The sequence below is a fragment of the Pseudomonas sp. E315 genome, assembly GCF_055406205.1.
In genome coordinates this window covers 1-26016 of the sequence record NZ_JBUZPJ010000012.1, presented here as the reverse complement: position 1 = coordinate 26016, position 26016 = coordinate 1, and the positions used below count along the sequence as shown (strand labels likewise).

Genomic DNA, 26016 nt, shown 5'->3' with positions numbered 1-26016 from the left:
GCTTATTCGTCCTTGTTCAGACGACGATGGGCCGCCCAGCTCAATGCACGCCACAACAAGAAAGCACTGAGCAACACACTGATAACCGCCAGCACAGCCAACAGTACCGGGTGTTCTGAGAGTTGATACCACAGCAACAACCACCACGGCAGGTTACCGACGAAATAGGTATCGCCCACCATTTGGCTGTACACACCGCTGCTTCGAATCAATGAGACAGAGCCCGCCACTGCGTCCAACTTGCCGGTGTCACCCAAGGTTTCACGCAATAACCCATAGTCGGCGTCGTCATTGCCTAGCAAGGCGACGATGCTGCGCTGGTTATGATGCGGCGACTGCATGCCCAAAATAGCGGCAATTGGCGCTTGCGCAGTAACTTCTACCCGGCTGGCAGGTTGAGTGCGCGCATCAGTGGATGGCCCACGGCGATCACTGGGGTGTACGCCGGTGTTGCTGTGGGGCTGAACAAGCATGTCGTGTTGGCGTTGCAGCAATACGCTCAGGTCTGGGTTGTCGCGCAGATCTGGTGCGATCTGGCCTAGCAACAGCACGTCGGCATCTTCTTTGGAGGCTTTGTCCCAGTCATTGCTCAAACGCACGCCAAACGCTGGGTAGCCGGTGCGAGCGGAAATACCCGCGACGGCTTCAAGCAGGGTGCTGATTTGGGTCGGCGACATGTTTGGCGCAACCACCACGATGGACTCCGACATATCAGCCATGCGGCTGAATGGGAAACCACTGCGGGCGAAGGCCTTTAGGTCAGGCATGCTGATGTAGTGGTGATAACCCGACAGGTCAATGGTGGAGTCTTCGTCGATGATCGCCTGAGTGTTGGCCGGCAGGATGGTCTGGCAACGATCACGCTGAGCGCTACCGACGGTGCTGGCAAAGTTGAAGTCAAAACGCAGGCGGTTACGGTCGCCAATTTTCAGCGACGGCACAATCAACTTGTCGTTGGCATTGGCCGAGTCGTTAGACAGCACGGCCAAACGCAGCTCCTCCAGATTGCTGGTGTTTTTGCGTTGCAGCGGCAGGCTGGTGATGAATTGGTCGTTGAGGCTGATATTCAGACGCGAATCATCGTTAGCCGTCGGTGCGGTGTAGCGGTATTGAGTGCGCAGCGGGATACCTTGGTTGCGCCACACAAACAAGTCGGGCGGTAAGTTCACGTCCAACGTAATGGGCCGTGGTTGCAGGCCGCTGACTTGTAGTTGCTGCGGGTAGCTCATCAACTCTGCAAAACGCACGGGCCGGTCTGTGCGCATCCAGGCTGGCGCGTCGTATGGCTTACGGGGTTGCAGCTCTTCAACCTTGTCGATGGTGGCGCGTGAACCTCGCAGCAAATTGCCGCCCAACGCCAGCGCTTTAGCAGCAGTGGTCAGGTCTTCTTCGTTACGGCCCATTACCAGCAAAATTTTGCTGTAGGGCGCATTTGGATGGTTTATCAGCTCGACCACGGGCGCAGTCACCGCTGGGAACTTCTCCAAGTCGCTCATGAACGCTGGGCGGTGATCGTTGGTGGCGAAGACGATGGTCGGCTGAGTCGCTTCTTTGTTTTGTACGCTCGGCAAGGCGTCGAACAGTACCGGGAACTCAGCTCCGCGCCAGTTGGACTGGCTACCAAAGTAGGAAGCAAGAATGGCAGCGGCTTTTTGCTCACCCAAAGTGGGATTGGCGGCAAACACGAACGGCAGCTCCAGCTTGCCGGTGTTACGGGGGTCAAAAAACGGCAGCGGGAAGAACGCCAGATCATTTTTCAGGCTCAAGGCCTGTTCCTGCAGAGTAACGCTGCTGGCACGGCTGATGTTTACCCACAACGTGTTGTTGGCCGGGTCTTCGCACATGTCGGTGTAGTGGCCAATGAACTCCAGACGCACGCGGTTGAAGTCTGAAATCAGGCGCGGATCAAGGGCCATTTGCTGGGTGGTTTTACGCCCAAGCTGGTCTTTCTCGATCGGCAAGACGCCCATCAGCACGTCATTGAGGTACACGCGCAAGTGCGAAATGGTTGGAATCAACGAAGGCGAGGCGGTGTACTCCAGCTGCAAGTGCGCATCGCTGGCAATGCGATCGCGGCGCAGGCTGAATTCCACTTGCTCTGCGCTATTGATCCCCAACAGCAACGTGTCAGCGTTGCGGCCCAGTTGCTCAAATGTGCGAGTAACGGTCCAACTTGGCAGAGACTCGGTGGTTTGCTCGGGCACCGATGTTGGCAGCGACACCGGCGTATTGCTCGGCAAGGGCAGGGGAGCCGCCATCAGCTGTGTGGCAAAGGTCATCAGCGCAAGGCTGGCAAATACTGTTTTTTTAGCGAAACGACTCATGATCTGCTCACTGGCCGGGAAATAAGAGGGGTGGACGCTTTGGGCATGCGCGGCAAAAAGCTGCCCAGCCACTGAAGAATTCGCATGAACGGGCGTGCAACATGACGTACCCAAGCAGGCAGGTATTCATACAAGCGGTAATAACCTTTGACGCCCAATGCGAGGATTTCGCTAAGGCTCTGGATCGGCTTATCGGCTTCGAATCCGCTGTTGTGATCCAGCCAGGCATCGGCGCGGCCAAAGGTGCATTGCACAAACTCGACCTTTTGCTCGGGCGACAACTTGGAAAAATTCAAGCCCATAAACAGCTCGTGGGAGCGGGTCAGGGTGCCAGTGAAGACAAACTCGCGGGTACCACGTTGAAGCACCAGCGACACAGGTGTGCCAACAGGTAATTGCAAGGCTTGACCCAACATCAGACCGACCCCGCCATCGGAGTAGTCCACCAATTCACAAGGGTAGCGGTGACCATCGAGCAACTTGATGGCGCCCGGCAGACGGGTTTGCACGCGATGCGTCTGACGTACCTGGCGCACTTCAGCCGCCACCGCGACGGCCGCGCCGATAATCAGCAGGTTATAAATGACCCACAACACGCTGACCAAGATGGTGAGGATTTCGTCTTTAGGCCCTGTAAACAGGCGCCATACGGCAAAACCCAAACCCAACACGTTGAGCAGTGACAACACCAGATAAGGGCGAGCGGTCTGCCAGTCAAACTGGTTTTGCTCCATCATGCCGCCCTTGGCCGTGACGTTGAACTTACCCCGTGAAGGGCTGAACAAGGCTACGGTGGTGGGGCGTGCGATGTACCAGGCCAAAACGGTTTCATACACCTCACCCCAGAATGTTTGGCGATAAGCGCCTTGCATCCGGGAGTTGGTCAAACTGGCGTGGATCATGTGAGGTAACACGTACAGCAGAATCATCACCGCCGGGGCATAGATGATGTAAGCGTGCAGCAACAGGAACGCCAACGGTGCTGTGAGGAAGATTATCCGCGGTAAGCCCACCAAAAAGTGCAGCATGGCGTTGGCGTAGCAGATGCGCTGAAAAATCGTCAGCCCTTTGCCCATCAGCGGATTGTCAGTACGGAAGATCTGCACCATGCCGCGAGCCCAGCGAATCCTCTGACCGATGTGGGCAGACAGGCTTTCGGTGGCTAAGCCCGCCGCTTGCGGAATCCGCAAGTAGGCCGAATTCCAGCCGTGCCGATGCAAGCGCAATGCGGTATGTGCATCTTCGGTCACGGTCTCGACGGCGAAGCCGCCTATGTCATCAATCGCAGTACGTCGCACAATGGCGCAAGAGCCGCAGAAGAACGCTGCGTTCCACATGTCGTTGCCGTCTTGCACCAAGCCATAGAACAGCTCGCCCTCGTTGGGTCGGTTACGGAACGTGCCAAGGTTGCGCTCGAACGGGTCCGGCGACAAGAAGTGGTGCGGGGTTTGTACCAGCGCCAACTTGGGGTCACGCAGGAACCAGCCCACAGTCAATTGCAGAAAAGAGCGTACAGGCATGTGATCGCAGTCAAAGATCGCCACCAGTTCGCCATCGATTTGTGTCAGCGCATGATTCAGGTTGCCAGCCTTGGCATGGCGATTATCGGTGCGGGCGATGTAGTTGATGCCTGCCTCATCGGCGAAAGCCTTGAAGCTGGGCCGGTTGCCGTCATCGAGCAAGTGAATACGCAATTTGTCCCTGGGCCAGTCAATGCCTAATGCGGCGTAAACCGTGCCACGGGTAACGGACAGCTCTTCGTTGTAGGTGGGAATCAGCAGATCGACCACCGGCCATTCACGCGGGTCAGCGGGCAACTGCGCTGGCTGGCGATTAAGCGGCCACGAGGTCTGGATGTAACCCAAAATCAGGATCAGCCAGGAATAGGTCTCGGCCGCCAGCAGAATCATCCCGCACACCAAATCCAGCGTGTCGTTCCAGTTCAATGTCGAGGTGTAGCGCCACCACAGGTAACGGCATGACACGATGATCGAGAGCGATATCAACAACAGCGTGGGGAAGCGGCCCGGCATACGCCGTACCAGCATTGCGATCACCCACAACAGCACCACAAACACCAACTGCGCCAAATAGCCAAAAGGCTCGGTCACGCAAATCAGGGTTAACACCACCACAATCACGCCGATGGCGATATACAGCATCTTGCGTGTGGGTTGGCGCATGGCGTCCCACCAATGGGAGCCCTTGCTGACCTGAGGACCAATGGCGCTGGGCAACCGCTCGAAGGCATCCGACAGCACATTCCAGGGCTTTTGCAATATCCGCAAATAAGTCTGTAGCTGCGTCTTTACGCGGCGTCGAGCGCGTTGGCGGCGAACCAAGTTGTGGTCGATTGGCTGCACAAACAGCAGCCAAACCGTCTGAATGGCATAACGCAATGGATCGCCGATGGTGGGGCGTTTGTCAGCCAAGTGAGGATACCAGCGTCGGTGTTGCTCACGCAGTGCCTGCCAGTTCGCAGATTCAAGGCGCAAAAACACCCAACCCAGCGCTTGCATTAACGCCAGGGTGAAGGCTGTAAAGCGCGTGCAATTTTGCTCTCGGCGCAAGTACGTATAAGGAAACCAGCGGCCGATCATTCGAGCCTCCTGGCCCGTAACAGGCACCAACTGGCCAGACTGATGATGTCTTGAGCAATCAGGCTGCCCGGCGCGTAGCGACCCACAGGTTCACGACAGGCCAAGGCTTCTCCCATCGCTTCGTCGGCATGCAGACTGATTGGCACCAATGAGCTTGCATAGCGGTGCTGCCAAATGAGTGCCAAATCACGTTGTAAATTAATGCCGGGGTCGTAGCGATTAACCATCATCAGCGCAGAGCGCGTGAGTTGAGGTTGCAACAGTACGTGGCAAGCAGCGTCGGCATTGATCACTGTGATCGACAGATCGCAACGCGGGTTTGTGGCATGCCCCTGCAAGCGTTGCGGCAGGTCAAACAACACCCAGTCATAAGCGTCAGCCAAGCTGGCCTGCCGCTTGCTCCACAACTGTGAGCTGGCGAGCAGCAGAGCGTCCAGCTGACTGTGCTCTGCCATGTCCAACTGCCCATATGGCAACACGCTTAAGCCCGGTAACACAGACCATGCCTGTTGCTGCCAAAGATGTTGGTCCAGCGTAGCCCGCGCCCAACCACCGGAAGGCGCAAGGTCAAGATTGAAGTGCAAGCCGAGGGCGTTTTCCGGGCACATGTCCACCACGAGCACTTTTTGCCCCAGCGTATGCAGGGCATAACCCAAGGCGGCCAGCGTTGAACTGGTGCCGCCCCCGCCACGGATACCTCGCAGGCTCAACGCAGTCACTGAGTTTTCTCCGAGTGCTTTCGCAAGTCCAGTGGCTGAACTTCAGGTGCTTGCGGTGTGCGCTGCGCTTCCAGATGCGCCAGTAGCGGCCAGCGCTCAAAGGCCTGGAGCAACTCCATTTGTGCGGACACATCGATATACCCCAGCTCAGGCAGATTCATCATCGACTTGAGCCGCGCAATATCATCTGACCGCTCATTACGCGAGAGGACATCGGCACTTATTTGAAGCGCTGTGGGTAAGGTAGCCATCCGCCGTCCTCCTTGATTCGTACATAGGGTTTGCCGTTGTAATCCAATACAACGGTTCCCGAGTTTTCCGACACTTTTTGCGTTTGTGGCAAGTTGGCCAACAGTGCTGACCAATCAACGGTTTTACCTTGGCCCAGCGCCGGGTCGGCATACAGACGCGCAATGATCTCTGCGACCGCCAAGTAGCTGCTTGGTTGAGTGATGTGCAGCGGCGCGGTTTGCCCGCTGTCACCCATATTGATCAGTTTGATGCCCACCGGCACGTGAGTAATGGAATCGCTAGGGATCTCACGCATGCCGGAAATCTGCATGCGGTCGCCGTGCAGGGCTGCGCCATGTTCAGGCACGATGGCCACCACGACGCGGCGCCCACTTTTTTGCAGCTCTTTGAGGAAGGCATTCAGGTCATCCAGCAACACTTGCGCCCGGCTGCTGTAATCGGCGCGCTGGGTGCCACCATCCGCTTGCACTTGGCGGTTGCCGTCATGCAGGGTGGTGGTGTTGTAAAACAGCGCCATATTCGGCTTGTCTTCGGCCAAGCGGTGTTGCCACCACTTGCTCAATACATCACGGTCACGCCAGATCGGTGAGCCGTCGAAGCTGACATAAGCCCGTGGCACGCCAGGGTTGACACCCAGTGCGGGCGGCGGGAGCTCACCTTGTTCGCGGACTTCTTGAAGAAACCCGTCAAACTCACCGGTGTGGTTGAGCATCAACTCATCAGAAAAGCCGAGCTTGCGCAGGTCATCAAACAATAGGCATTGGTCTGCGGTGCTCTTGTACAACTGCGCATGGGACGTCTGCCCGCAACTTGCCCGCAGCAAGCGAATGGCCGCAGGGCCGCTGTAAGCAGTGGCCGAGTTGAAGTTGTCAAAAATCACGTCCATTTGGCTGAGCAGTGAATTGTCGCGCAGACCAACTTCTTCCAAGTCATCCCACGCCATCGAGCAGATGTTAATCACCAGCAAGTCAAATGGCGGAGGCTTGACGTCTGGTTCCTTGAACTCAACCTTACGCTGCGCTTCGTTCTTGTAAAACGTGTCGAGATAGGCATTAAGCGTTTCGTCGTCTGGCTCTGCGCCGACAGTCGTTGGCGTTGGCGTTGGCGTTGCCGTGCCCGACATGGCATTGGCCACCGGCTGTTCAGCGACTTGCGGCACCAGCCATTGCAGATTGCCCACACTTAACCAGCACAGCCCGAGCAGCGTAAACGTGGTCAGGCGCAGCCATTGATTGAAAAACAGGTAACCGACCATCAACACCAGCAACATGGCGCAGACCTGCCAGTCAATGAAGCGACCGAGCAACTCAATGATGTAGTCCACTGAGAAGTCCAGTACACCGGGCTGCGCAAGCAAACGGCTGAACGGCGGAAACCAAGTGTCCTGGTACAGCAGCGCGATGGCCACCGGGATTGCCAACAGTGTCCGGGCGCGACGTACCATCGGGTGTGCAATGGGAATCAGCAACACCACCGCGAAGATCACGTTAGGCAGCACCTGCAAATTTAAGTGGCCGGTCCAGGCCAACAAAAACTTGGCAAGAAAATACAAATTCCAAGCCCCCAGGCCTTTCCATGGACCGGAAATTTGCCGCGCGGAGGAGGGAGACTTAAACAGACTCATCAGGTGCTCTCTGAGACGAACTGGCAGGCGCACGGCGTCGAACACCGCGTGATTTCATATAACGCGGTCGCAGGTATTGTTCGAAGTGAATCTTCAAACGCACCCGTAAACGCCGCGAGAACAGGGTTAATAGAATGCTCACCACACTGGTGATGACAATGAGATCAAGCAACTTCATGAACGTCATGTTGTGAGCTCACTGACAGGCAAAGTGATTCTTTGCGGTGTTAACGGAGGGTGATTGCCTGGGGTCAGCGGTTCGGTGACGGTGTGCTCAATCGGAATGTGCAAATGCTGGGGGGCAGGCAGTGCGTGCATGAAGGCGTCTTCAGATAAGTCGCTCAAACCTGACAGTATTTGCCGATGACTGAATAAGTCTCGCCAAGGCAGGCGGCAAATATTGCCCAGCGCAGGTTCAAGCCCATCGGCACGGCAAGCAAACAAGAACAAATACAGTTCACCGTTGACCAGACAGGCGATATCTCCAAAGCGGCGCAGGCACATTTGGTTTAAGTACAACTCGTCACTGAGCCCTTGAACCGGTTGAAACTTGAGCAACTGATGAGTCACTTCGCCCGAGCTGTCGTTGTAAACCTGCTCAAGGGTGTCGAAGAACACTTGAGGGCTGACCAGCCCACGCACTTGCGGCGGACGCTGGCGCTGCAATAGGGTTTCAAAGTCACTGTTTTGGCTGTATTGCCAGAGCTGGCCTTGAACACTTTCAATCATGCTCAAAAAACGTGAGAGCAGAGTGCCATCAGGCACAATCAGGTTGGCGCCACAGGCCAGCAACAAACGCTCATCGCGATAGCGCACGGCAGGCTCCATTTCGCGCACTACGATTTTCAGTGCCGGGCCGCATTTTTCACGTAAGTCGTGCAGCTGCTGCGCAAGCTCAAGCAATTGATAGCTGTTGTCGATGCCCACCACGACGGTCGCGGCATGAGCGGATTGTGCCTCTTCGAGTAACGCCTGACGGTTTTCAAACAAATACCAATGTTTGGATAAAGAAGGCGAGCCCTCAAGTACCGAGCGCTCAGCCAGGTACACATGCTGGTCGTCAGCGACTCGCGGCTGGGTATCCACCGTTGTTTTCGGGATCAAGGTCAACCCTTGGCTCTGCACCGATAGCTTGAACTCCTGCCCGGCCGTCACCCCCAACTCGTTGTGCCAAAAATGCAGTTGATAACGAATATCCCCGTTATGGCGGTACAGCCGACTCAAGCCGGAAAGGGTTTCGTTGAGCTGCAATAACTCGGGATGCAAGGGCAGGGCTTCGCCGTGTGCGATCACCAGCAGGGTTGCTTGGCGCTCGGCTAACCAGACGCGCATCCGCTCGCACCAGCGTTGCAGATGTTTAGCGGTAGCGGCGTCGCCCCAGCTATCAGTTGGCAATACCAACAAAATCTGGCTGGAGGGGGCAACACCGGCCCGACTCAGTTCCCGTGTCAGGGTTTCCAGAGCCGATCTGACAACGCGCTTGGGGATTTCGTAAAGACGCAGTTTTGCAGGGCCGCGGTCAGGAGCAAGGCGGCTGATGAGGCTTTGCGGGGTGTTCGCACAAGAGATCAGCGTGGCGGGCACACGCTCTGGAATCGCTTCAATAAACTGGTTAGCGAGCAGTTTTGCGTCAGCAGCTTGGTCGACCGTAACCCAATACAAGCCGCCTGCACGTAACACAATTTGTTGGTCGAGCAATCCGTGGATGGCCAAAGTGATATGAGCCAAGCGAAACGTCCCTCCTGGGATACTTAGGGGTTAAAAATATCCAATACGCTCAAGTGCAGCCCTACTTTGCAGGTAGTCAGATGGGCTGGCATTGGTGGTGTGCCCGCAATCTGACGTCAAACAAATGACATTTCAGGCGTTACTGAAAGAGCATAGGCGATATTTCAATCTCTTCCTTGTTCTGTTCCACCTCAGGTATCAACTGTGTTGGCGCTTTAAACGTCGGATGTTGAGCATCCTATCACTGAGAAATGGGCATCAGCCACGATAAAAAGCTTAATTTGTCAAAAAAATGCTGTTTTGCTGGCTCAAGTCATTAAATTGGCACTCCTGATGCTAAAGCCAGATCTGCTGCATCGAATCAGCGACCCGCGCCTTACAAAATTACCCCGGCCAAGGTTAAAAGCACTCTTGGCTTTCTGAGTGAGTTAATGCGTGCTATTGCTTAGGGGAGTACAAGGACAAAGCCTCCTTTTTTCGACCAGGCTTGCGATCAGAGCCTGACTTTTTAACGCAAGCGTAAATGAGGTGCAGATATGCCAGTTAAACATGACCTGCTTCAGGACTTGGGTATCAGCAAAGAGAACGCCAGCGAGCGTCGCAAACAAGATCATCATCTTGATGCGCTGTTCAGAAAGTACGATCAGGCTGACCAGGATGTGGTTAAGGCTGAGGCCAACGACGCAATTGGCGTTTCGGATGAGCAGTTATTGAAGCTCAAAGAGAAGCGACTATTGGTAAAAGACGAAATTGCCCGTTTATTGCTCAAATCGCAAAGTGCCGCGAGCCTGTAGGAAGCCCGAATGTCTGAAGAAATAAAAATTGTTGCCACGTTGCTCGCCAAGCCGGGCAAAGGCGCTGCACTTGAGAAAGCCTTACGGGCTTGCGTGCAACCCTCACGTGCCGAAGCAGGTTGTCATTTTTATGATTTGCACGTAGACCAAGCCAACCCAGAGCGCTTCGTGTTTATCGAAGGCTGGGCAAATAAGGAGGCGATTGAGCACCATAAAAGCACTCCGCATTATCGAGCGATGGCTGAAGCAGTCGGTGATTTGCTGGAGCATCGCGAGGTACTCGTACTGGATGCACTGAGTATTTAACGGGCTGCATAGCGTGTGTGGATTACGCGGCGGCCCAAAAGGCCGCCGTTTTTATGAAAGGTTTAAAAATGCGTGGCATCTAGCTCAAACAACGGTTCGCTACCGGCACGAATCGACTGCTCCAGGCTTAAGGTTCGAGGTAGCAAGCGGGCGAAGTAAAACGAGGCCGTTGCCAGCTTGGCCCTGTAAAAGTCAGGATCAGCGTCTAGCGAACGTTGCGCCACATCGGCCATGCGTGCCCACAAATAAGCGTATGCCACATAACCAAACAGATGCAGATACTCCACCGAGGCCGCACCGATTTCATTGGGGTTGAGCTTGGCTCGTGCTTGCAGCCAGTCACTCAAGTCTTCTAGCCGCTGCACGGTCTCCAGCAACTGTGTGGCGTAAGGTTTGTCAGGCTGTTGGGCAAAGGCGCGAACTTGGGCCGTAAACACGCGCAAGCTTGTGCCCGAATTCGCAATCACTTTACGCCCCAGCAGATCCAATGCCTGAATGCCGTTGGTGCCCTCGTAAATTTGCGCGATGCGCACGTCGCGCACTAACTGTTCTTGCCCCCATTCGCGGATATAGCCATGCCCGCCGAATACTTGCTGCCCAAGCACGCAACTGTCGAACCCGGTGTCGGTAAAAAATGCTTTGGCCACGGGGGTGAGCAGGGCTACCAAAGCGCTGGCGTCCTGCTGCTCGTGTGGGTCTTGAGAGAATTTGGCCAAGTCCAATTGTTGCCCCACGTAGCTGGCGAAAGCACGACCCCCTTCAGTCATGGCCTTGATGCTCAACAACATGCGGCGCACATCGGGATGAACAATGATCGGGTCCGCGATTTTATCGATAGCCACAACCCCCGTTGGCGCCCGACTTTGCAAGCGCTCACGGGCATAGGTGCGTGCATTCTGGTATGAAGCTTCAGCGCAGCCAATGCCCTGAATACCAATCGACAGGCGCTCGTAGTTCATCATGGTGAACATCGCCGCCAATCCTTTGTTAGCCTCGCCGATCAGCCAGCCTCGGGCACCATCGAAATTCATCACGCACGTGGCCGAAGCCTTGATTCCCATTTTGTGCTCGATTGAGCCACAACTAACAGAGTTCGCCACGCCGAGGGAGCCATCTTCATTGACCAGAGCCTTGGGCACCAAGAACAGCGAAATGCCCTTAGGGCCCGCTGGCGCGTCGGGGAGCTTGGCCAGCACCAGATGAATGATGTTTTCAGTTAGGTCTTGATCGCCGCCAGTGATGAATATTTTGCTGCCGCTGATGGAGAAACTGCCATCAGCCTGCGGTTCAGCACGGGTACGGATAATCCCCAAATCAGTGCCCGCATGGGCTTCGGTCAAACACATTGACCCCGCCCATCGCCCTTCATACAGCGCAGGCAAGTAGGTGCGCTTCAAGGTTTCGCTGGCGTGGGCGTCAATCGCCAAGCAAGCCCCGGCGCTCAGGGCTGAATACAAGGCGAAGCTAGAGTTGGCGCCATAGAGCATTTCTTCGAACTGCACCGCGAGCATTTTGGGCATGCCCAAGCCACCAAACTCGGGGTTACCCGATAAGCCGACCCAGCCACCTTCTATGTAAGTGGCGTATGCCGATTTAAAGCCATCGGGTGTGGTGACGTTGCCCGCGTGCCATTGCGCGCCTTGCTCGTCGCCGCTGCGGTTAAGCGGGGCAATGAGCTGGCTGGTGACTTTGGCCGCCTCCTCAAGAATTGCATCGGCGGTATCTGCATCGACATGGCCAGCCAATGCAGGCAATCGTGCCCAAAGGGCAGGGGCTTCAAACACTTCGTGCAGTACAAAACGCATGTCGCGAAGCGGAGCGTTGAATTCAGGCATCACAAAACCTCGTTATTGCACTTCAATAAGAACGCACTTGCGGGCATTTACAGCGCTTTGGCCATGTCGCGCAGCACGTATTTCTGGACTTTGCCCGTTGAGGTCTTGGGCAGCAGGGTAAATACCACGGTGCGTGGCACTTTGAACCCGGCCAGGTGCTCACGGCAAAAGGCAATGATTTCTTGTTCGCGGGTGTGCTGATGATCGACTTTGAGCGTGACGAATGCACAGGGCGTTTCGCCCCATTTTTCGTCCGGGCGGGCGACTACAGCGGCTTCCAGAATACCGGGATGGCGGTACAGCACACCCTCGACTTCGATGGTTGAGATGTTCTCTCCGCCAGAAATAATGATGTCTTTGAGACGATCACGAATCTCGACATATCCATCGGGATGGCACACGGCTAAATCCCCAGTGTGAAACCAGCCACCTTCAAAGGCCTCAGCTGTTGCGCTCGGGTTTTTCAGGTAGCCCTTCATCACAGTGTTGCCGCGCATGAAAATTTCACCCATCGTTTCGCCGTCACGGGGGGTGGGCTTCATGGTTTTGGGGTCAGCAACCATTACCCCTTCGAGGGTGGGGTAACGCACGCCTTGGCGTGACTTGATTTGTGCGCGCTCAGCCAGTGGCTGTTCGTCCCACTTGTCGTGCCAGGCGCAGATGGTCACAGGGCCATACACTTCCGTAAGGCCGTAAACGTGGGTGACCTTGATGCCCATTTCCTCAACGGCACCTATAACTTTGGCTGGCGGCGCAGCGCCTGCGACCATCGCATGCACCGGGTGGTCAATGGCGGCCTTGGCAGCCTGCGGCATGTTGACCAACGCATTGAGCACGATAGGGGCACCGCACAGATGCGTCACTTGATGTTCGCGAATCAGGTTGAGGATCTTCTGCGGGTCTACTCGACGCAGAAATACATGCACCCCGGCCAATGCGGTAATGATCCACGGGTAGCACCAACCGTTGCAGTGGAACATGGGCAAGGTCCACAAATACACCGGGTGATTACCAATGGCCCAGACCATTTGGTTGCCCAACGAATTGAGGTAAGCCCCGCGATGGTGGTACACCACGCCTTTAGGGTTGCCGGTGGTGCCGGAGGTGTAGTTGAGCGCGATCGCTTGCCACTCATCGGCAGGCCATTGCCATTCAAAAGCAGGGTCACCCTCGGCCAAAAGCGCTTCGTAATCCAATGCGCTGACTTGCTGACCTTCGCCGTATTCGGGGTCGTCCACATCAATAATCAACGGAGGATGATCAAGCATGGCGACGGCGGTGTGGATCACGTCATAGAATTCGCGATCAGCAATCAGTACCTTGGCTTCGCCGTGAGCCAGCATAAATGCAATGGCTTCGGCATCCAGTCGCACATTAAGGGCATTGAGCACGGCCCCAATCATGGGCACACCGAAATGCACTTCGAGCATGGCCGGGATGTTGGGCAGCATCACGGCGACCGTATCGTTTTTACCGATACCACGCCCTGCCAGGGCAGAGGCCAAACGCCGGCAGCGCTCATAGGTCTGCGCCCAGTTGCGGCGAATAGACCCGTGGATGATCGCAGGGTAATCCGGGTAAACGCTGGCGGTACGCTCGATAAAGCTCAGAGGTGACAGGGCAATATGGTTGACAGCAGCAGGCCCGAGGCCTTGCTCAAAAATAGACATGATGGTCATTCCGGTGGCTGATTGTTAGCTCTATGGCTGCCCACTTTGCCGAAAGCAAAGGGTGCAGTTTTATGTCCGGCTTGCTTTATAGCTCACTCGTTGTTTGATATGGAAGTAATACCTAAGCAATATAGTATTTGTTCTATATGCTAAAGCGCGACTCAGACTCAGGACACCCAATGGCACTTGCTTTGATGACCTTTGACCCTCAACCCAGTGTAGTGCTCAACGCGCAAGGAAAGCCTTTACAGGCTAATCAGGCTTTGTTGGAACTGCTGGCGGGCAAACCGTTGAGCCATGTGCAAGATTGGTTGCCCGCCAATGCGCCTGAGTTGGTTCGCGCTTGCTTGCAACAACAAAGGGCGATTGAGAAGGTTGAAGCCCAATGTGATCAGCAGCTGTGGCTCTGGACGCTGATTCCTGACCCTGACAATCAGTGCGTGCTGGCCAGAGGGCGTGAAGCCAGCGCCCAATTGCTGGCGGCCCGCGAGGCAGCCAAAGCACGGCGCCTGTATCGATTGATTACTGAAAACCCCACCGACCTGATCTCGCGCCATACCCCGGACGGGCGCTTTCTGGATGCTTCTCCGGCCTCTTGGACCTTGCTTGGCTATTGGCCCGAAGATTTGACCGGCACCCGCGCTCAACACTTGTTTCACCCTCATGATCTGGCCCATGTGCTGCGCCCGGCTAGCGACGCGTTAGAGCTCGATGGCTATCACACCATGACCTACCGCATTCGCCATCACGCCGGGCATTACTTGTGGTTTGAAACCGCCAGCCGGGCGATTCGCGAAACCTATACTGGCGCGGTGGTTGAGGTGGTGAGTGTGTCGCGCGATATCACGGCACGAGTTCAAGCTGAAGAGAACAAGCGGCGTTTGGCCGATGTGGTTGAGGCTAATCCTGACCCCGTGCTGTTTATTGATCCGGCGGGGGGCGTGTCTTATCTGAACCCGGCGGGGCGCCGAATACTTGGGCTCACGCCCACTGCACCCATGCCATGTCTTGAGGCTTTTTTAAGTCCGAAAGACCTTGAGCGGCTCAAATCCCTTGGCTGGCGCAGCGCTGAACTTAACGGTTTATGGAGCACCGAGACCCGCCTATTGCCATTGAACGCGCAACCTTCGGTACCGGTGCAATTACTGTTGTTGGCGCATCGCTCTAGCTCGGGTGAACGCTTTTTCTCTTTGGTAGCCCGTGATATGCGCGAACGCGAATTGCGTGAGGCTCAACAGCGGCACCATCAGGACGAAATGGCGCATACCGCGCGCTTGATTACCTTGGGTGAGTTGGCATCAGGCATCGCCCATGAGATCAATCAGCCGCTGGCCGCAGTGGTGAACTACGCCAATGCCAGCCAGCGCTATTTGCAAACCTTGGGCGATAACCCACAGGCTCGTGAACGAGTGGCTCAAGGGCTGGAGCGGATAAACCTGCATGCCAATCATGCTTCAGAGGTCATCAAGCGCTTGCGGGGATTTCTGCGCAAAGGCCGGCGCACACTGCAAGCGCTGGATGTGCGCGAAATAGCCGCTCAGGCGGTGAGTTTGTGCGCATGGGAAGCTCGAGAGCAGCAGGTAACGATTGAGCAAGATGTGCCGGATATTTTGCCGTTAGTGTTCGCTGACCGAGTGTTGCTGGAGCAGGTCTTGCTCAATTTGCTGCGCAATGCGATTGATGCCAATCGTGAGCAGCATCTGCAGCAGCCTTCGTCAATCACACTGCGCGTGCAGAGCCACGACGCGCATTGGCTGCACATCAGCGTGCAAGACCAAGGGCCGGGTGTGAGTGCTGAGCAGTTTGAACAATTATTTACGCCGTTTTACACCAGTAAGCCTGATGGGCTGGGGCTGGGCTTGTCGATGAGCCGTAGCATTATTGAAGGCTTTGCTGGGGAGCTGGATGCCTGTAGGCAGGCCGAGGGTTTGTTGCTGACTTGCAGGCTGCCAATGATGGGATCACTCACACAACAACAAAAACAAGGCGCTTAAACAATGACAACTCCTGCGCAGCACGTGGTGTATGTGGTGGATGACGACCAAGGGATGTTGGAGTCAACGGTTTGGTTACTGGAATCAGTGGGACTTAATGCTTTGCCATTCACCAGCGGGCAGGCTTTTTTGCAAGCATGCGATCCGACGCTCAATGCTTGTGTTGTCCTAGACATTCGCATGCCGACGATGGGCGGGCTTAACGTTCAACTTGCACTGCAAGAGCGGGGCATAAGCATGCCGGTGATTTTTGTCAGCGGGCACGCTGATGTACCTATCGTGGTACGTGCCTTCAAAGCGGGTGCCCATGACTTTATCGAAAAACCTTACAACCAGCAGATGCTGCTCGACAGCGTTCAACAAGCCTTGCACCAGGGCAATGCACAACAAACCACTAGCCTTGAGCTGACGCAATTGTCAGCCCGTTTACAGAGCCTGACCCCGCGTGAGCAAGACGTGTTGCTGCCGCTGGTCAAAGGCTATACCACCCGGGAAATTGCAGAACTGCTGGCCGTCAGCCCCAAAACTATCGACTTGTACCGAGCCCGTGTCATGAAGCGTATGCAGGCTGAACATCTGCCCGATTTGGTGGGCATGGCGATTGCGGCCGGGTTGGTTGACCCGCTCAAGTTGCGTTAAACCAACAAGCGTTCTAATGCGGCCATCACCTGCGAGCTGTCGCTGTGGGCCACGTTCACACGCATGGCGTGCCGCAGCTCGGGAGTAAAACCAAACAAAGTGCCGGGCGCGAGCACCACGTCATGCTCAAGTGCGTGCTGCGCCAAAGCTTGGGCATCGATACCGGCTGGTAGCGTTACCCACATAAACAAACCGCCTTCGTAAGGGCCGCGTAACGTGAACCCCAGCCGCTGCAACTCGCCTGTGACCCGTGCGCCCGAGGTCAACAAGCCTTGCACTACACGCTTACGATGTTTGTGGTAACTGCCGTCGTTGAGGATTGAGCACAGCACTTGCTCGAACAACTCAGAGGTAATACCGCCACACATGAGCTTCATCTGGGTAAGGTTAGCGGCCAGCTGTGGGGCTGCGACCACATAACTGACGCGCACGTTAGCGCTCAGCGTTTTAGAAAAACCACTCAGGTATGTCACCTGTTCAAGTCCTGCCAAGGCAGCCAGCCGCGGGGGTGGGTTGGGGTGCAAGTCACCGTAGAGGTCATCCTCGATCACATGGCAGTTATAGCGCTTGGCCAATTCCAGCACGCCATAAGCCTGGCTCGGGCTAAAGGAGTGCCCCGTCGGGTTATGCAAAATGCTGGTGGTCAGGTACAACGCTGGCTGCTGTTCGATGAAAATGCTTTCCAGCGCTTGCAGGTCAAGCCCTTGGTGCGTGCGCTCAAGGGTAATGACTCGCACACCCTGTAGCGCCAAATTAGCGTGAAAGTTGAAATAGCAGGGCGAGTCGAGCAGCACGCAGTCGCCGGGACGAACACGCAAGCGCAACAACATGTCCAGCGCTTGCACGGTATTGGCCGTCGTAATGATTTGCTCAACTGAAACATCAAGGCCTTGGCTTAACAGCTTTTGCTGTAAAGCTACCCGCAAGGGTAAATAGCCCTTCGGATCGCCATAACCCGCCAATCGTAACTGGGGCGAGCGGCTGGCTTGACGCAGGCTGGAGCGCAACGGCCCCGATTCCAGCCAACTTTCAGGCAGGTGGCCGCTGCCCGGTCGCATCGCGCTGCTGGCGCCAATCATTGAGCGACGCAAAACGCTGGTCAAATCCTGTGGCAGTAAGTCCAGGCCAGCAGCCCTTGCAGGGCTTGCGAGTTGTGGCGCCACAAAATAACCAAGCCCTTGGCTGGAAGTGATCCGGCCTTGGCTGCGAAGACGATCAAGGGCCTCGATCAGCGTGAATTTGCTCACACACCAGTGCTCGGTCATCTCACGAGCAGATGGCAGTTTGCTTGCTGGCGCTAACAGGCCTTGGTCAATGGCGACGCTGAGGGCTTGAACAATTTGCTCAACCTTGGACGCAGCAGGGTGGAAATCAATATCAGGAATGCGCATGCCGGACCTCATACTTTGCCGGTGATGCTACCAGTAAAGTCCGGTCAAGTTTGTACGGACTTTATCTGCCAAACGAGATAGTGACTGTCTAGAGTGCGTGGCCGCTTGCGTACGTTCGAGCGCAACCACAAGGATTTACCTGCCGATGGCGACCCAACTGACACTCGCATCTTTTGCCTATTTTTTGATGTTTTGCGCAACCATGACATTCAGCCCCGGCCCTATGACGCTGCTACTTATGGGGTTTGGCATGCAGGAAGGCTTGAAGCGCTCAATGCCTGTACAACTGGGCGCGAGCGCGGCGTACCTGCTGTCCATTCTGATTTTTACAGTGGGCTTTGCTGAGCTGATCAAAGGGAACCCGGTAATCAGTCGCACGATTCAGTACATCGGGGTGGCATACCTGCTGTATCTGGCTTACAAGCAGTGGAACAGCCGCGGTATTAGTCTGGATAGACCATTGCGAGCACTGGAGACCGGGTTCAAGGGGCGTTTTGTCAAGGGGTTGCTCACCGGTTTTTCAAACCCTAAAACCATCGTCATGTTCAGCGCCGTGTTCCCTCAGTTTGCGGGGCAGGGTAGTGAGGCGCGGGCGCTGGATATTGCTGTGCTGGGGCTGGCCTTTTTGCTTTTGCAGTTTGCCAGCGGCTGCTTGTATTGCTACTTCGGGCAACGGATTCAGCGCGTGCTGCAAAGCCCGGAACGCCAGGTTTTATTGCAGCGAGCGACTGCGTTAATGCTGCTGGGCGTGGCGTTGCTGCTGGCCCGAGGGTTTGATGCGCCGTTAACGTAAACGCTATAAGTACACGGCAAATGTATAAGCATGGGTTATATTGCGAGCTTGTTTTAACCCGTATCGAGATTGGTTGTGTCGACTTTTGACTCCGCAACAACGCAGGCTGGAACGATCCAGCTGAATCAGATCCAGGCACCTGTGGTGCTCTATCTAGAGCGGCTGGCCCCCTCAAGCCGCCAAACAATGCGTTATGTATTGCAGGACGCTGCCGACCGGTTGGGCGTTGAAGACGCTTCAATCGACGAATTTCCGTGGCATCAATTGCAACCGGGCCACATCACGGCGCTGGTCGCTGCGCTACGTGAAGACGGTTATGCGCCCAACACTTCATCGCTATACGTAAATGCCATCCGCGGGGTGATGAATCAGGCATGGCAACAAAGCCTGATCACCCAAGACCATTTAATGAAGGTTCGAGCTGTGAAGGCGGGCGGCGGCTCGCGCTTGGCCAAGGGCCGTAATCTGCGTCGCACACTGATTCGTGAGCTGATGGAAGTGTGCGCAGCTGACCCTCGGCCGCAAGGGCTGAGGGATGCGGCCATTATTGCGATTCTGTATGGTTCAGGCATGCGCAAATCTGAGTCAGTCAACATGGATTTGCAGCAAATCAATACCGTTGATCGCAGTCTGCGTGTGCTGGGAAAAGGCAATAAAGAACTGATCAAGTTCGCCCCCGCTTGGGCATTTGAGAAACTTGAAGCGTGGCTAGCCTTTCGCCGCGCGAACCTGCCAGAAGGTGTGAGTGACGATGAGTTTTTATTTAACCGAATTCGCCGTGGCAACCACATCACCCGAGAGCGCATCACTAAACACGCCATTTATTACATCGCCAAGCAGCGGGGCAAACAGGTGGGCGTGAATATCATGCCGCACGATTTTCGCCGCTCGTTCATCACCCGCGTCATTGAAGAGTACGACGTGTCGATTGCGCAAAAGCTGGCGCATCACGCCAACATTGCCACCACTGTCAGTTATGACATGCGCGATGACAATGAAAGGCGCAACGTGACGGATCGCTTTTTGTTGTAGGGCTAGGTATTACTTTTCAGCTTGGTCCAGAGCCGCGTGCTTAAGCGCGCAATCGCGGGGGGCAGATCTTCGACAGTGAACAGTTTGTCTACCACGTCTTTAGGCGGATAGATCGCAGGGTCTTGCTTGACCGAAGGTATGACCAAAGCATCTGCCGCAATATTGGGGTTAGCGTAATGAATGCTGTTGCTGATGTTGGCAATTACCTGCGGGGTCAGCAGGTAGTTCATGTAGGCATACGCATTCTTTTGATGGGGCGCGCTTTTGGGCATAACCACCATGTCGAGCCACAGCGTTGAGCCCTCATCCGGTATCGAGTAGGCAATGTCGATCCCATTTTTGGCTTCTTTGGCGCTGGTAGCCGCTTGTACCACGTCGCCGTTAAAGCCAATCACAGCGCAGATATTGCCGTTAGCCAGATCGCTGATGTACTTGGAGGCATGGAAGTATTGAACATAAGGCCTGATTTTCAATAAAGCCTGCTCGGCTTTTTTATAATCTGCCGGCTCATGGCTATGGTGGGGAAGCCCCAAGTAATTGAGTGTGATGGGCAACACTTGCGTAGGGTTATCAATAATCGCAACGCCACACTGACTGAGCTTTTTGATGTTTTCTTCGTCAAAAAACAGGTTCCAGGAGTGGGTGACATCCGTGTTACCAAAAATCGCCTTGATCTTCTCAACGTTATAGCCAATACCCGCCGTACCCCACATGTAAGGGTAGCCGTATTGATTGCCCGGATCATTGACCTCAAGTTTTTTCATTAACACGGGATCAAGGTTTTTCCAGTTCGGTAGCTGATTTATGTCGAGCTTCTGGATTGCACCGGCTTTGATCAACCGAGACAAAAAGTGGTTGGACGGGCTGACGACGTCATAGCCGGTATTGCCCGTCATCAACTTTGATTCAAGCACCTCATTGCTGTCGTGAATGTCATACGTGGCCTTGATCCCTGTTTCTTTGGTGAATGTGGTCAAGGTGTCATCGGCGATATAGCCGTTCCAGTTCGAAATATTGACGCTTTCTTCTGCGTTGCTGGCAGCTGAAAAGGTTGTAAGTAATATCGCCAGAGAAACCATGTTAGTTCGCATGTTTGATCACCCTTTGAAGGAGTTTTTATTCTTTTATACGGTTTGAAAACCTAGATTTCGGTACGAGCCCGTACCGCTTCGACGCACATGCGTACCCGTGCACCCAGGTCAAAAAAGGGCCGGGGAGGGAGCCAGCCCGGAGCGGCTCTGCTTATCACCGATTGCAACGCAGGCGAACTGACTCCTGAGGCCATTTCTGCCAATAACCTTCCCCATAATGTGCCGCGTGCAACACCAGAACCATTGCAGCCAGCGACCGCAAACACACCGTCTTCGACCTTCGCAAAATAAGGCAGCCCGCTGCGAGAGGCGCTTAGGTGGCCAGTCCAGGTGAATTGAATGTCTTGCTCAACAAGCCAGGGGAAACGTCTTTGCAAACCAAGGACATGGTGTTTTCGACGGACCTCAAGATCAAGGCCGGACAAATCTCGTGTGCGATATTCTGCGGTGTTGCGAATCATCACTCGGCGATCCGGAGTCAAGCGCACGGTCGCACCCAAAGGGCGGGTCGACAGTACGCCCCAGGGCTGCGCCTCGCCGATACGCTGATATTCCTCGTCACTGAGAGGCCGGGTGAGGCTGGCACTGAGTTCCATCGCAAACGTGTTACTGGTGGCTATTGCGGCACGCGGAATAAACGCATTCAGACACACCAACATGTGTTTTGCCTCAAGGCTGGCGTTGATTCCTTTGGCCCGTATTCGGCCGCCGCCAAGGCGCTCATACCCCGTGATTTCAGTGTTCTCGTAAAGCGTCACATTGGCTGGCAACGCGTCGAGCAAACCTTTTACATATTTGGCAGGCTGGAGCAGGGCATTGCCGTTACCGCACCAAATAGCCGAATGGTAATGCTCGGTGCCCAGTTTTCTGGCCAGCGCCTGGCCTTGCAGAAAATGAGCAGAGGCCCCCACAGCCTGAAGCGTTTTGAGTTTTGCCTCCACATGGGTCAACTTGCGCGGGTCATTAACAGCGAAAAAGTAGCCTGAGTCTCTGTATTCGCATTCAATGCTGTGTTGTTCAATGCGCTGGCGGACTTCCTCGGTGGCAGCCACTGAAATAGAAGTGTCCACTTCAAAGTCAGTAAAACCTGAGCTGCCAAACAACTCGGCGTCGCTCGGGTTTTCGTGCGCGACCACAAACCCGGAATTGCGTCCTGATGCACCTTGCGCTGCGCGCTGGCGGTCAACAATCACAATGCGTGCCTCTGGGTGCATCTGCGCAAGCGAATGCGCTGCACACAAACCGGTAATACCCGCACCCACAATCAACCAGTCGGTTTTTTCAGTCTTTTTTAACGATTCACGATTGGGAGACGTTCCAGCGAGGCTGATCCAGCCACATTCATTGTTCACGCATCACCTCGTTGATGGTTGTCTGCCGCAAAATGCGCTAATACATGCACGATTGGCATAGGATTTTTATAGACGCAGGCGCTGTGTGTGGAATCTAAGCTGTACCAAGTGATATAACCAACGCTATTAAGTCATTGAGCTATGTGCAAAACGCATGGATAAAGTCCGCCACGTGCCTAATCTTCAAGCCATGCAAGCGTTAGTGGAGGTTGCCGATGCTGGCAGTTTTACAGCGGCGGCCCCAAAATTGTGCCTGACCCAAAGCGCTGTAAGCCGCAAAATCCAGCAACTGGAGGGGCATTTCGGAGTGCCTTTGCTGGTCAGGAACAGCCGTAATGTGTGCCTGACAGCACAGGGCCAACAGGTGCTCAGCAGCGCTCGCACCATCCTTGAGCAATTGAAAAACCTCGAAAATCAGCTCTCACCACACAAGCGTCCTTTTCGTATACGCATGCACGTGTCGTTAGCAGTGCGCTGGCTGCTACCAAAATTAAGTGATTTTTACCGCCATCACCCTGACGTTTCGCTGTCTATCGAGACGGTAGCCACTGAGGAGGTCGAACCTGCCAGTGACAGTGACGCCTACATCCTCTATTTACCTGTAGCCAGTGATGATCCCGCGTGCCTGGCATTATTTGACGAAGCATTGGTGCCCGTGTGCGCGCCGGGCATGGGGCCACTGAATTCGATGGAGGATCTCGTACACGTGCCTTTACTGCATCGATCAGCAGACAAACAAGCCTGGGTCGATTGGTTAGCCGCTAATGGGGGCAGGGCGCTGGAAAACTACAGACATATACCTTTCAACCTGGATGAGCTAGCACTGGACGCCGCAGCCCGTGGACTGGGGGTGGCTATGACTGACCTGACGTTAGCCGAAGAGTCAATCCACCGAGGCGTACTAGTTGTGCCCTTTGGTCAACCGTTGAAGACGGGAGGCAACTACTCGCTGTGCTTACAGCCGTCAGCCAACTCTAATGCTGACAGCTCGTTAATCGTGCAGTGGTTTAAGCAACAGGCGCAATTAGGGAAGGGTTATAGCAACTTTAATGCGCACAAAAAAAGAAACTAAATTTGCTTTATATATAACTAAACTAAACAGGCATTTAGTTTAGTTATATATAAATCATGGTATTTAACAAAGGCTCTCTAGAGCACCACTATGAACAGCTGGGACTGGCATGGATATAAATGATTTTTGGACATATTGCGGCACTGGACTCTTGGCATGGGTAGTTTTCACAGGGCTAATTTATCGTGCCATTCGCTCCGACAAAACGTTCACGATACAAACAGTGGCTCGTAAGCATGTACTGCTGGGCTTGATGCTAGTCGTTATCTCAATAGTCCCGGGCGCGGCATCGTGGTACGCCTTTAACAGTTACAAAAATCAGCAACAAATGATAGCTGGGACTATTGCCGAAAACCTAATGAACTCATGGCGAACACAGTGCCAAGCAGACACAGTGCGCAACCGGGATTGTTCAACACCCCCTGATGAAGAAGCCTTGATTCGCGACATCTCTGAGCCCACGGTGGACATACTGGCTCAGGTCATCAGCTTGCTTACAGGATTGATCAGTTTGCTAGGCGGTGCGCTGGGCATCAATATTCTTACGGATGGTCTGTTGCGTCGTGATAAAGCAAGCACGTCCGGCCATTTACACAACAAGATGAGCATTACTAAAACAACCACCATTGAGATTGACGGTAAAGTTTTTACACAGAGCACGGTGCTGGTGTTCCCAAGTAAAAGCTGACATCCAAAGATCGCACTGTGGCGTTAGCCACTTGAGACAGATATAAAGTCGAAAGTGGCTAGCCCATGCGGGCTCAGCACAACTTGAAACAGCTATTGATTTGCCCCCAACTCACGCCGACACACCCAGCAACAATTACGCATAATGTATATTATGTTAAACCAGATGCTATGTCAGAAATGTTCATGAGGTTCATAAGGTACTGATTCGACAAACCCGCTTCTGACGTCCAATCTCTCAACGGGCCATGTCCTTCGTGTTCATGGCGAGTCCTTGAGTGAGGTGGCCGCCGATGAATCTGATTCAGTGCCGTTACGCTTCTGGTCAGCGTGTACCGCTGCTTGTGCAGGATGGTCAGGCGGCGCCATTGCCCAAGCTAGTCCCATTCATCTACGTCCAGCTCAAGCTCAGGCATCGTGCATACAACACCGCCGCAGCACACCTGCGTGCGATCCAGGCTTTCTACACCTATGCCAAAACCCGCGATCTGGATATCGATGAGGCCATCTTGGCCTGTCACTTTGAGGCGATTCTCGCCTTGTTGGATGGTTACGCGATTTGGCTCCAAAGCGGCCGTCAGGCCGATAATCTGGTCGCCCGAATCGGCACAGCTGCAACGGCACCTTTTCCGCAGATCAATCCGCGTACTCGTGACCAGTACCTGCAATTGCTGAAGCAATACCTGTCCTGGTGTGTCACCCGTTACATCCCGCGCGCCCGTCAAAACTCAACCACCTTGGCTAACATCGAGGTGGTATTTGCAGATGTCGCCGACGTCATTGAGCGGCGCTTTGAGAGCCATATCATCAATGCTCGGCCAAACCGCACTTGTTACCGCAGCCTAACAGATACTCAACTCCGGATCATTCGCGCACTAATTCGCCCGGGCGCCACGGAGAATCCGTTTCCGGAACGACTGCAGTTGCGCAATTGGCTAATGATTGAGTTGCTGCTGGAGACCGGTATCCGTCGCGGAGAGCTTCTGAAGCTTTACACCACGGATATCAATCAGGGTTCTCAGCATGCCTATGTCAGCATCAATGACCGCGAACATGATCCCGGCGACCCGCGCGCGGAAGAACCTGCGCTGAAAACACACGGGCGGACCGTAGGTATCTCGACACAGTTGTATGAGGTCTACGAGCGCTATATTCAGAGCGAGCGACGCCCACTGCGTGACGGAAAACCGATGAAATTGCTGTACCGCTATTTGTTCATTTCTGACCGAGGCCTTCCGCTGTCGATCCGCGCGATGTCTAACATCCTTGATCGGCTGTTTCTGACCATTGAACTGGCTCATCCGGGGTTGTTGTCTACACTTTCCGCGCATGACTTTCGCCACACCTTTGCCGACCGTTTTTTGGCTTACCTGGTCGAGAAGCGTGGGTATGACCTCGAGCGGGCCACGGACGAACTCCGACGAGTCTGCGGTTGGTCTGACACTTCGACGATGCCACGCCGTTATGCAAGTCGTTATCTAGCCGAGTCAGCCAACCTCCACAACGCCCAGCGTGCCTCGGCAGCCTGGAGCCGACTCGACAGTTAAGGAAGTTCGCTGTGACCAATTCAGCCGATCAAGAACACGCTTCACCCTCCTCCTCTTTTCCGGCCTACGTGTTCGAGGGCCCGGCTCAGGTTGCGATTCGAACTCGCACTAATGACCAGCCAAGGTACGTCGATACTCGATTGAGCGTTTGGACGTGGTACGACGGCGGAACGGCTATGAAGATAGATTGGGCTGCGCTCCACCTGAATCCTAACCTTATGCAAATCGCCAAAGCGTTCGTGGCCTATGCACTGGAAAAGTATGCACCGGTAACGGCATTCAAAGCATCCGGAGTGTTCGGGCGACTAGCTGAGAGCGATATCTCAGCCAAGTTTCCTTGGACGCGGCTAGAGGTGGTCACGACCATAAGTACTTGGGCGCAATTTCGCGAAAGCACTATTTTTTTTAGAACGTTTTATCGCTGGGGCCTTAATCGAGGAGTATTGGGCTTTGACAAAGAAACATATCTAGTGTGCTGTTCTCGAAATAACTTTTCTGCGGTCTTGGCTACACTTCCTCTGTCATTCAGCGCTCGGGGGAACGCAAGTGAACGCCCAAGAGATTGT

At 54.7% G+C, this 26016-nt stretch carries 21 protein-coding genes and 1 pseudogene; 10 read left to right on the top strand and 12 right to left on the bottom strand.

Going from position 1 to position 26016, the window contains the following annotated elements; all coding sequences use genetic code 11:
* Positions 1-2 precede the first annotated feature (2 nt).
* From bcsB to bcsE, 7 genes are read right to left on the bottom strand one after another with little or no spacing between them, the layout of a single operon-like run.
* The gene (gene bcsB, locus ACZRJQ_RS16515; protein WP_463979395.1) at positions 3-2324 is read right to left on the bottom strand and encodes a cellulose biosynthesis cyclic di-GMP-binding regulatory protein BcsB; all 2322 of its coding nucleotides are present in this window, start codon (positions 2322-2324) and stop codon (positions 3-5) included.
* Positions 2321-4924, bottom strand: coding sequence for a UDP-forming cellulose synthase catalytic subunit (gene bcsA / locus ACZRJQ_RS16510; protein ID WP_463979394.1), 2604 nt, complete (start codon positions 4922-4924; stop codon positions 2321-2323). Before bcsA ends, bcsB begins: the two co-directional genes overlap by 4 nt.
* Entirely contained in the window at positions 4921-5643 is a 723-nt protein-coding gene (gene bcsQ, locus ACZRJQ_RS16505; protein WP_463979393.1) for a cellulose biosynthesis protein BcsQ, read from the bottom strand. Before bcsQ ends, bcsA begins: the two co-directional genes overlap by 4 nt.
* Entirely contained in the window at positions 5640-5894 is a 255-nt protein-coding gene (gene bcsR, locus ACZRJQ_RS16500; RefSeq protein ID WP_463979392.1) for a cellulose biosynthesis protein BcsR, read from the bottom strand. The genes bcsQ and bcsR overlap by 4 nt, the downstream gene beginning before the upstream one ends.
* Positions 5864-7519, bottom strand: a complete 1656-nt coding sequence (bcsG, locus tag ACZRJQ_RS16495) for a cellulose biosynthesis protein BcsG (protein WP_463979391.1) — start codon at positions 7517-7519, stop codon at positions 5864-5866. Before bcsG ends, bcsR begins: the two co-directional genes overlap by 31 nt.
* Positions 7506-7697: a cellulose biosynthesis protein BcsF gene (bcsF, locus tag ACZRJQ_RS16490; RefSeq protein WP_463979514.1), complete on the bottom strand. Its 192-nt coding sequence runs from the start codon at positions 7695-7697 to the stop codon at positions 7506-7508. Before bcsF ends, bcsG begins: the two co-directional genes overlap by 14 nt.
* Positions 7698-7702: 5 nt before the next feature.
* A complete protein-coding gene (gene bcsE / locus ACZRJQ_RS16485) occupies positions 7703-9247 on the bottom strand; it encodes a cellulose biosynthesis protein BcsE (RefSeq protein ID WP_463979390.1) in 1545 nt (514 codons plus the stop codon).
* A gap of 536 nt (positions 9248-9783) precedes the next feature.
* Here bcsE and ACZRJQ_RS16480 point away from each other — a divergent pair.
* Both ACZRJQ_RS16480 and ACZRJQ_RS16475 read left to right on the top strand, forming a co-directional pair.
* The gene (locus ACZRJQ_RS16480) at positions 9784-10041 is read left to right on the top strand and encodes a DUF465 domain-containing protein (RefSeq protein ID WP_463979389.1); all 258 of its coding nucleotides are present in this window, start codon (positions 9784-9786) and stop codon (positions 10039-10041) included.
* 9 nt (positions 10042-10050) lie between these two features.
* Positions 10051-10347: a putative quinol monooxygenase gene (locus tag ACZRJQ_RS16475; RefSeq protein WP_463979388.1), complete on the top strand. Its 297-nt coding sequence runs from the start codon at positions 10051-10053 to the stop codon at positions 10345-10347.
* 62 nt (positions 10348-10409) lie between these two features.
* On the opposite strand, the gene ACZRJQ_RS16470 is transcribed toward ACZRJQ_RS16475, so the two are convergent.
* A complete protein-coding gene (locus ACZRJQ_RS16470) occupies positions 10410-12182 on the bottom strand; it encodes an acyl-CoA dehydrogenase C-terminal domain-containing protein (protein ID WP_463979387.1) in 1773 nt (590 codons plus the stop codon).
* A gap of 47 nt (positions 12183-12229) precedes the next feature.
* Positions 12230-13852, bottom strand: a complete 1623-nt coding sequence (locus ACZRJQ_RS16465; protein ID WP_463979386.1) for an acyl-CoA synthetase — start codon at positions 13850-13852, stop codon at positions 12230-12232.
* A 179-nt stretch (positions 13853-14031) separates the two neighbouring features.
* On the opposite strand from ACZRJQ_RS16465, the gene ACZRJQ_RS16460 reads away from it, so the two are divergent.
* Together ACZRJQ_RS16460 and ACZRJQ_RS16455 are read left to right on the top strand one after the other, a co-directional pair.
* A complete protein-coding gene (locus tag ACZRJQ_RS16460) occupies positions 14032-15846 on the top strand; it encodes a PAS domain-containing sensor histidine kinase (RefSeq protein ID WP_463979385.1) in 1815 nt (604 codons plus the stop codon).
* Between the two features lie 3 nt (positions 15847-15849).
* Positions 15850-16485: a response regulator transcription factor gene (locus ACZRJQ_RS16455; RefSeq protein ID WP_463979384.1), complete on the top strand. Its 636-nt coding sequence runs from the start codon at positions 15850-15852 to the stop codon at positions 16483-16485.
* Here ACZRJQ_RS16455 and ACZRJQ_RS16450 read toward each other — a convergent pair.
* Positions 16482-17876 carry an aminotransferase-like domain-containing protein gene (locus tag ACZRJQ_RS16450; RefSeq protein ID WP_463979383.1) on the bottom strand — a complete coding sequence of 465 codons (1395 nt, stop codon included), beginning with the start codon at positions 17874-17876 and terminating at the stop codon, positions 16482-16484. The two genes, ACZRJQ_RS16455 and ACZRJQ_RS16450, sit on opposite strands and share 4 nt — an antisense overlap.
* Before the next feature lie 145 nt (positions 17877-18021).
* Here ACZRJQ_RS16450 and ACZRJQ_RS16445 point away from each other — a divergent pair, with 145 nt between their 5' ends.
* Positions 18022-18669, top strand: a complete 648-nt coding sequence (locus tag ACZRJQ_RS16445) for a LysE family translocator (protein WP_463979382.1) — start codon at positions 18022-18024, stop codon at positions 18667-18669.
* A gap of 120 nt (positions 18670-18789) precedes the next feature.
* Positions 18790-19701, top strand: coding sequence for a site-specific integrase (locus ACZRJQ_RS16440; RefSeq protein WP_463979513.1), 912 nt, complete (start codon positions 18790-18792; stop codon positions 19699-19701).
* Between the two features lie 2 nt (positions 19702-19703).
* On the opposite strand, the gene ACZRJQ_RS16435 is transcribed toward ACZRJQ_RS16440, so the two are convergent.
* Together ACZRJQ_RS16435 and ACZRJQ_RS16430 are read right to left on the bottom strand one after the other, a co-directional pair.
* Positions 19704-20792: a polyamine ABC transporter substrate-binding protein gene (locus tag ACZRJQ_RS16435; RefSeq protein WP_463979381.1), complete on the bottom strand. Its 1089-nt coding sequence runs from the start codon at positions 20790-20792 to the stop codon at positions 19704-19706.
* Positions 20793-20842: 50 nt separating this feature from the next.
* Entirely contained in the window at positions 20843-22144 is a 1302-nt protein-coding gene (locus tag ACZRJQ_RS16430) for an NAD(P)/FAD-dependent oxidoreductase (protein WP_463979380.1), read from the bottom strand.
* A 154-nt stretch (positions 22145-22298) separates the two neighbouring features.
* Here ACZRJQ_RS16430 and ACZRJQ_RS16425 point away from each other — a divergent pair, with 154 nt between their 5' ends.
* From ACZRJQ_RS16425 to ACZRJQ_RS16410, 4 genes and pseudogenes are all read left to right on the top strand, one after another.
* Positions 22299-23216 (top strand): LysR substrate-binding domain-containing protein, encoded by a 918-nt coding sequence (locus ACZRJQ_RS16425; protein WP_463979379.1) that lies wholly within the window; start codon positions 22299-22301, stop codon positions 23214-23216.
* A gap of 109 nt (positions 23217-23325) precedes the next feature.
* Entirely contained in the window at positions 23326-23904 is a 579-nt protein-coding gene (locus ACZRJQ_RS16420) for a hypothetical protein (RefSeq protein WP_463979378.1), read from the top strand.
* 292 nt (positions 23905-24196) lie between these two features.
* Positions 24197-25450, top strand: a complete 1254-nt coding sequence (locus ACZRJQ_RS16415) for a tyrosine-type recombinase/integrase (RefSeq protein ID WP_463979377.1) — start codon at positions 24197-24199, stop codon at positions 25448-25450.
* A gap of 11 nt (positions 25451-25461) precedes the next feature.
* Positions 25462-26016 (top strand): annotated as a pseudogene (locus ACZRJQ_RS16410) (hypothetical protein); the annotation flags it as partial.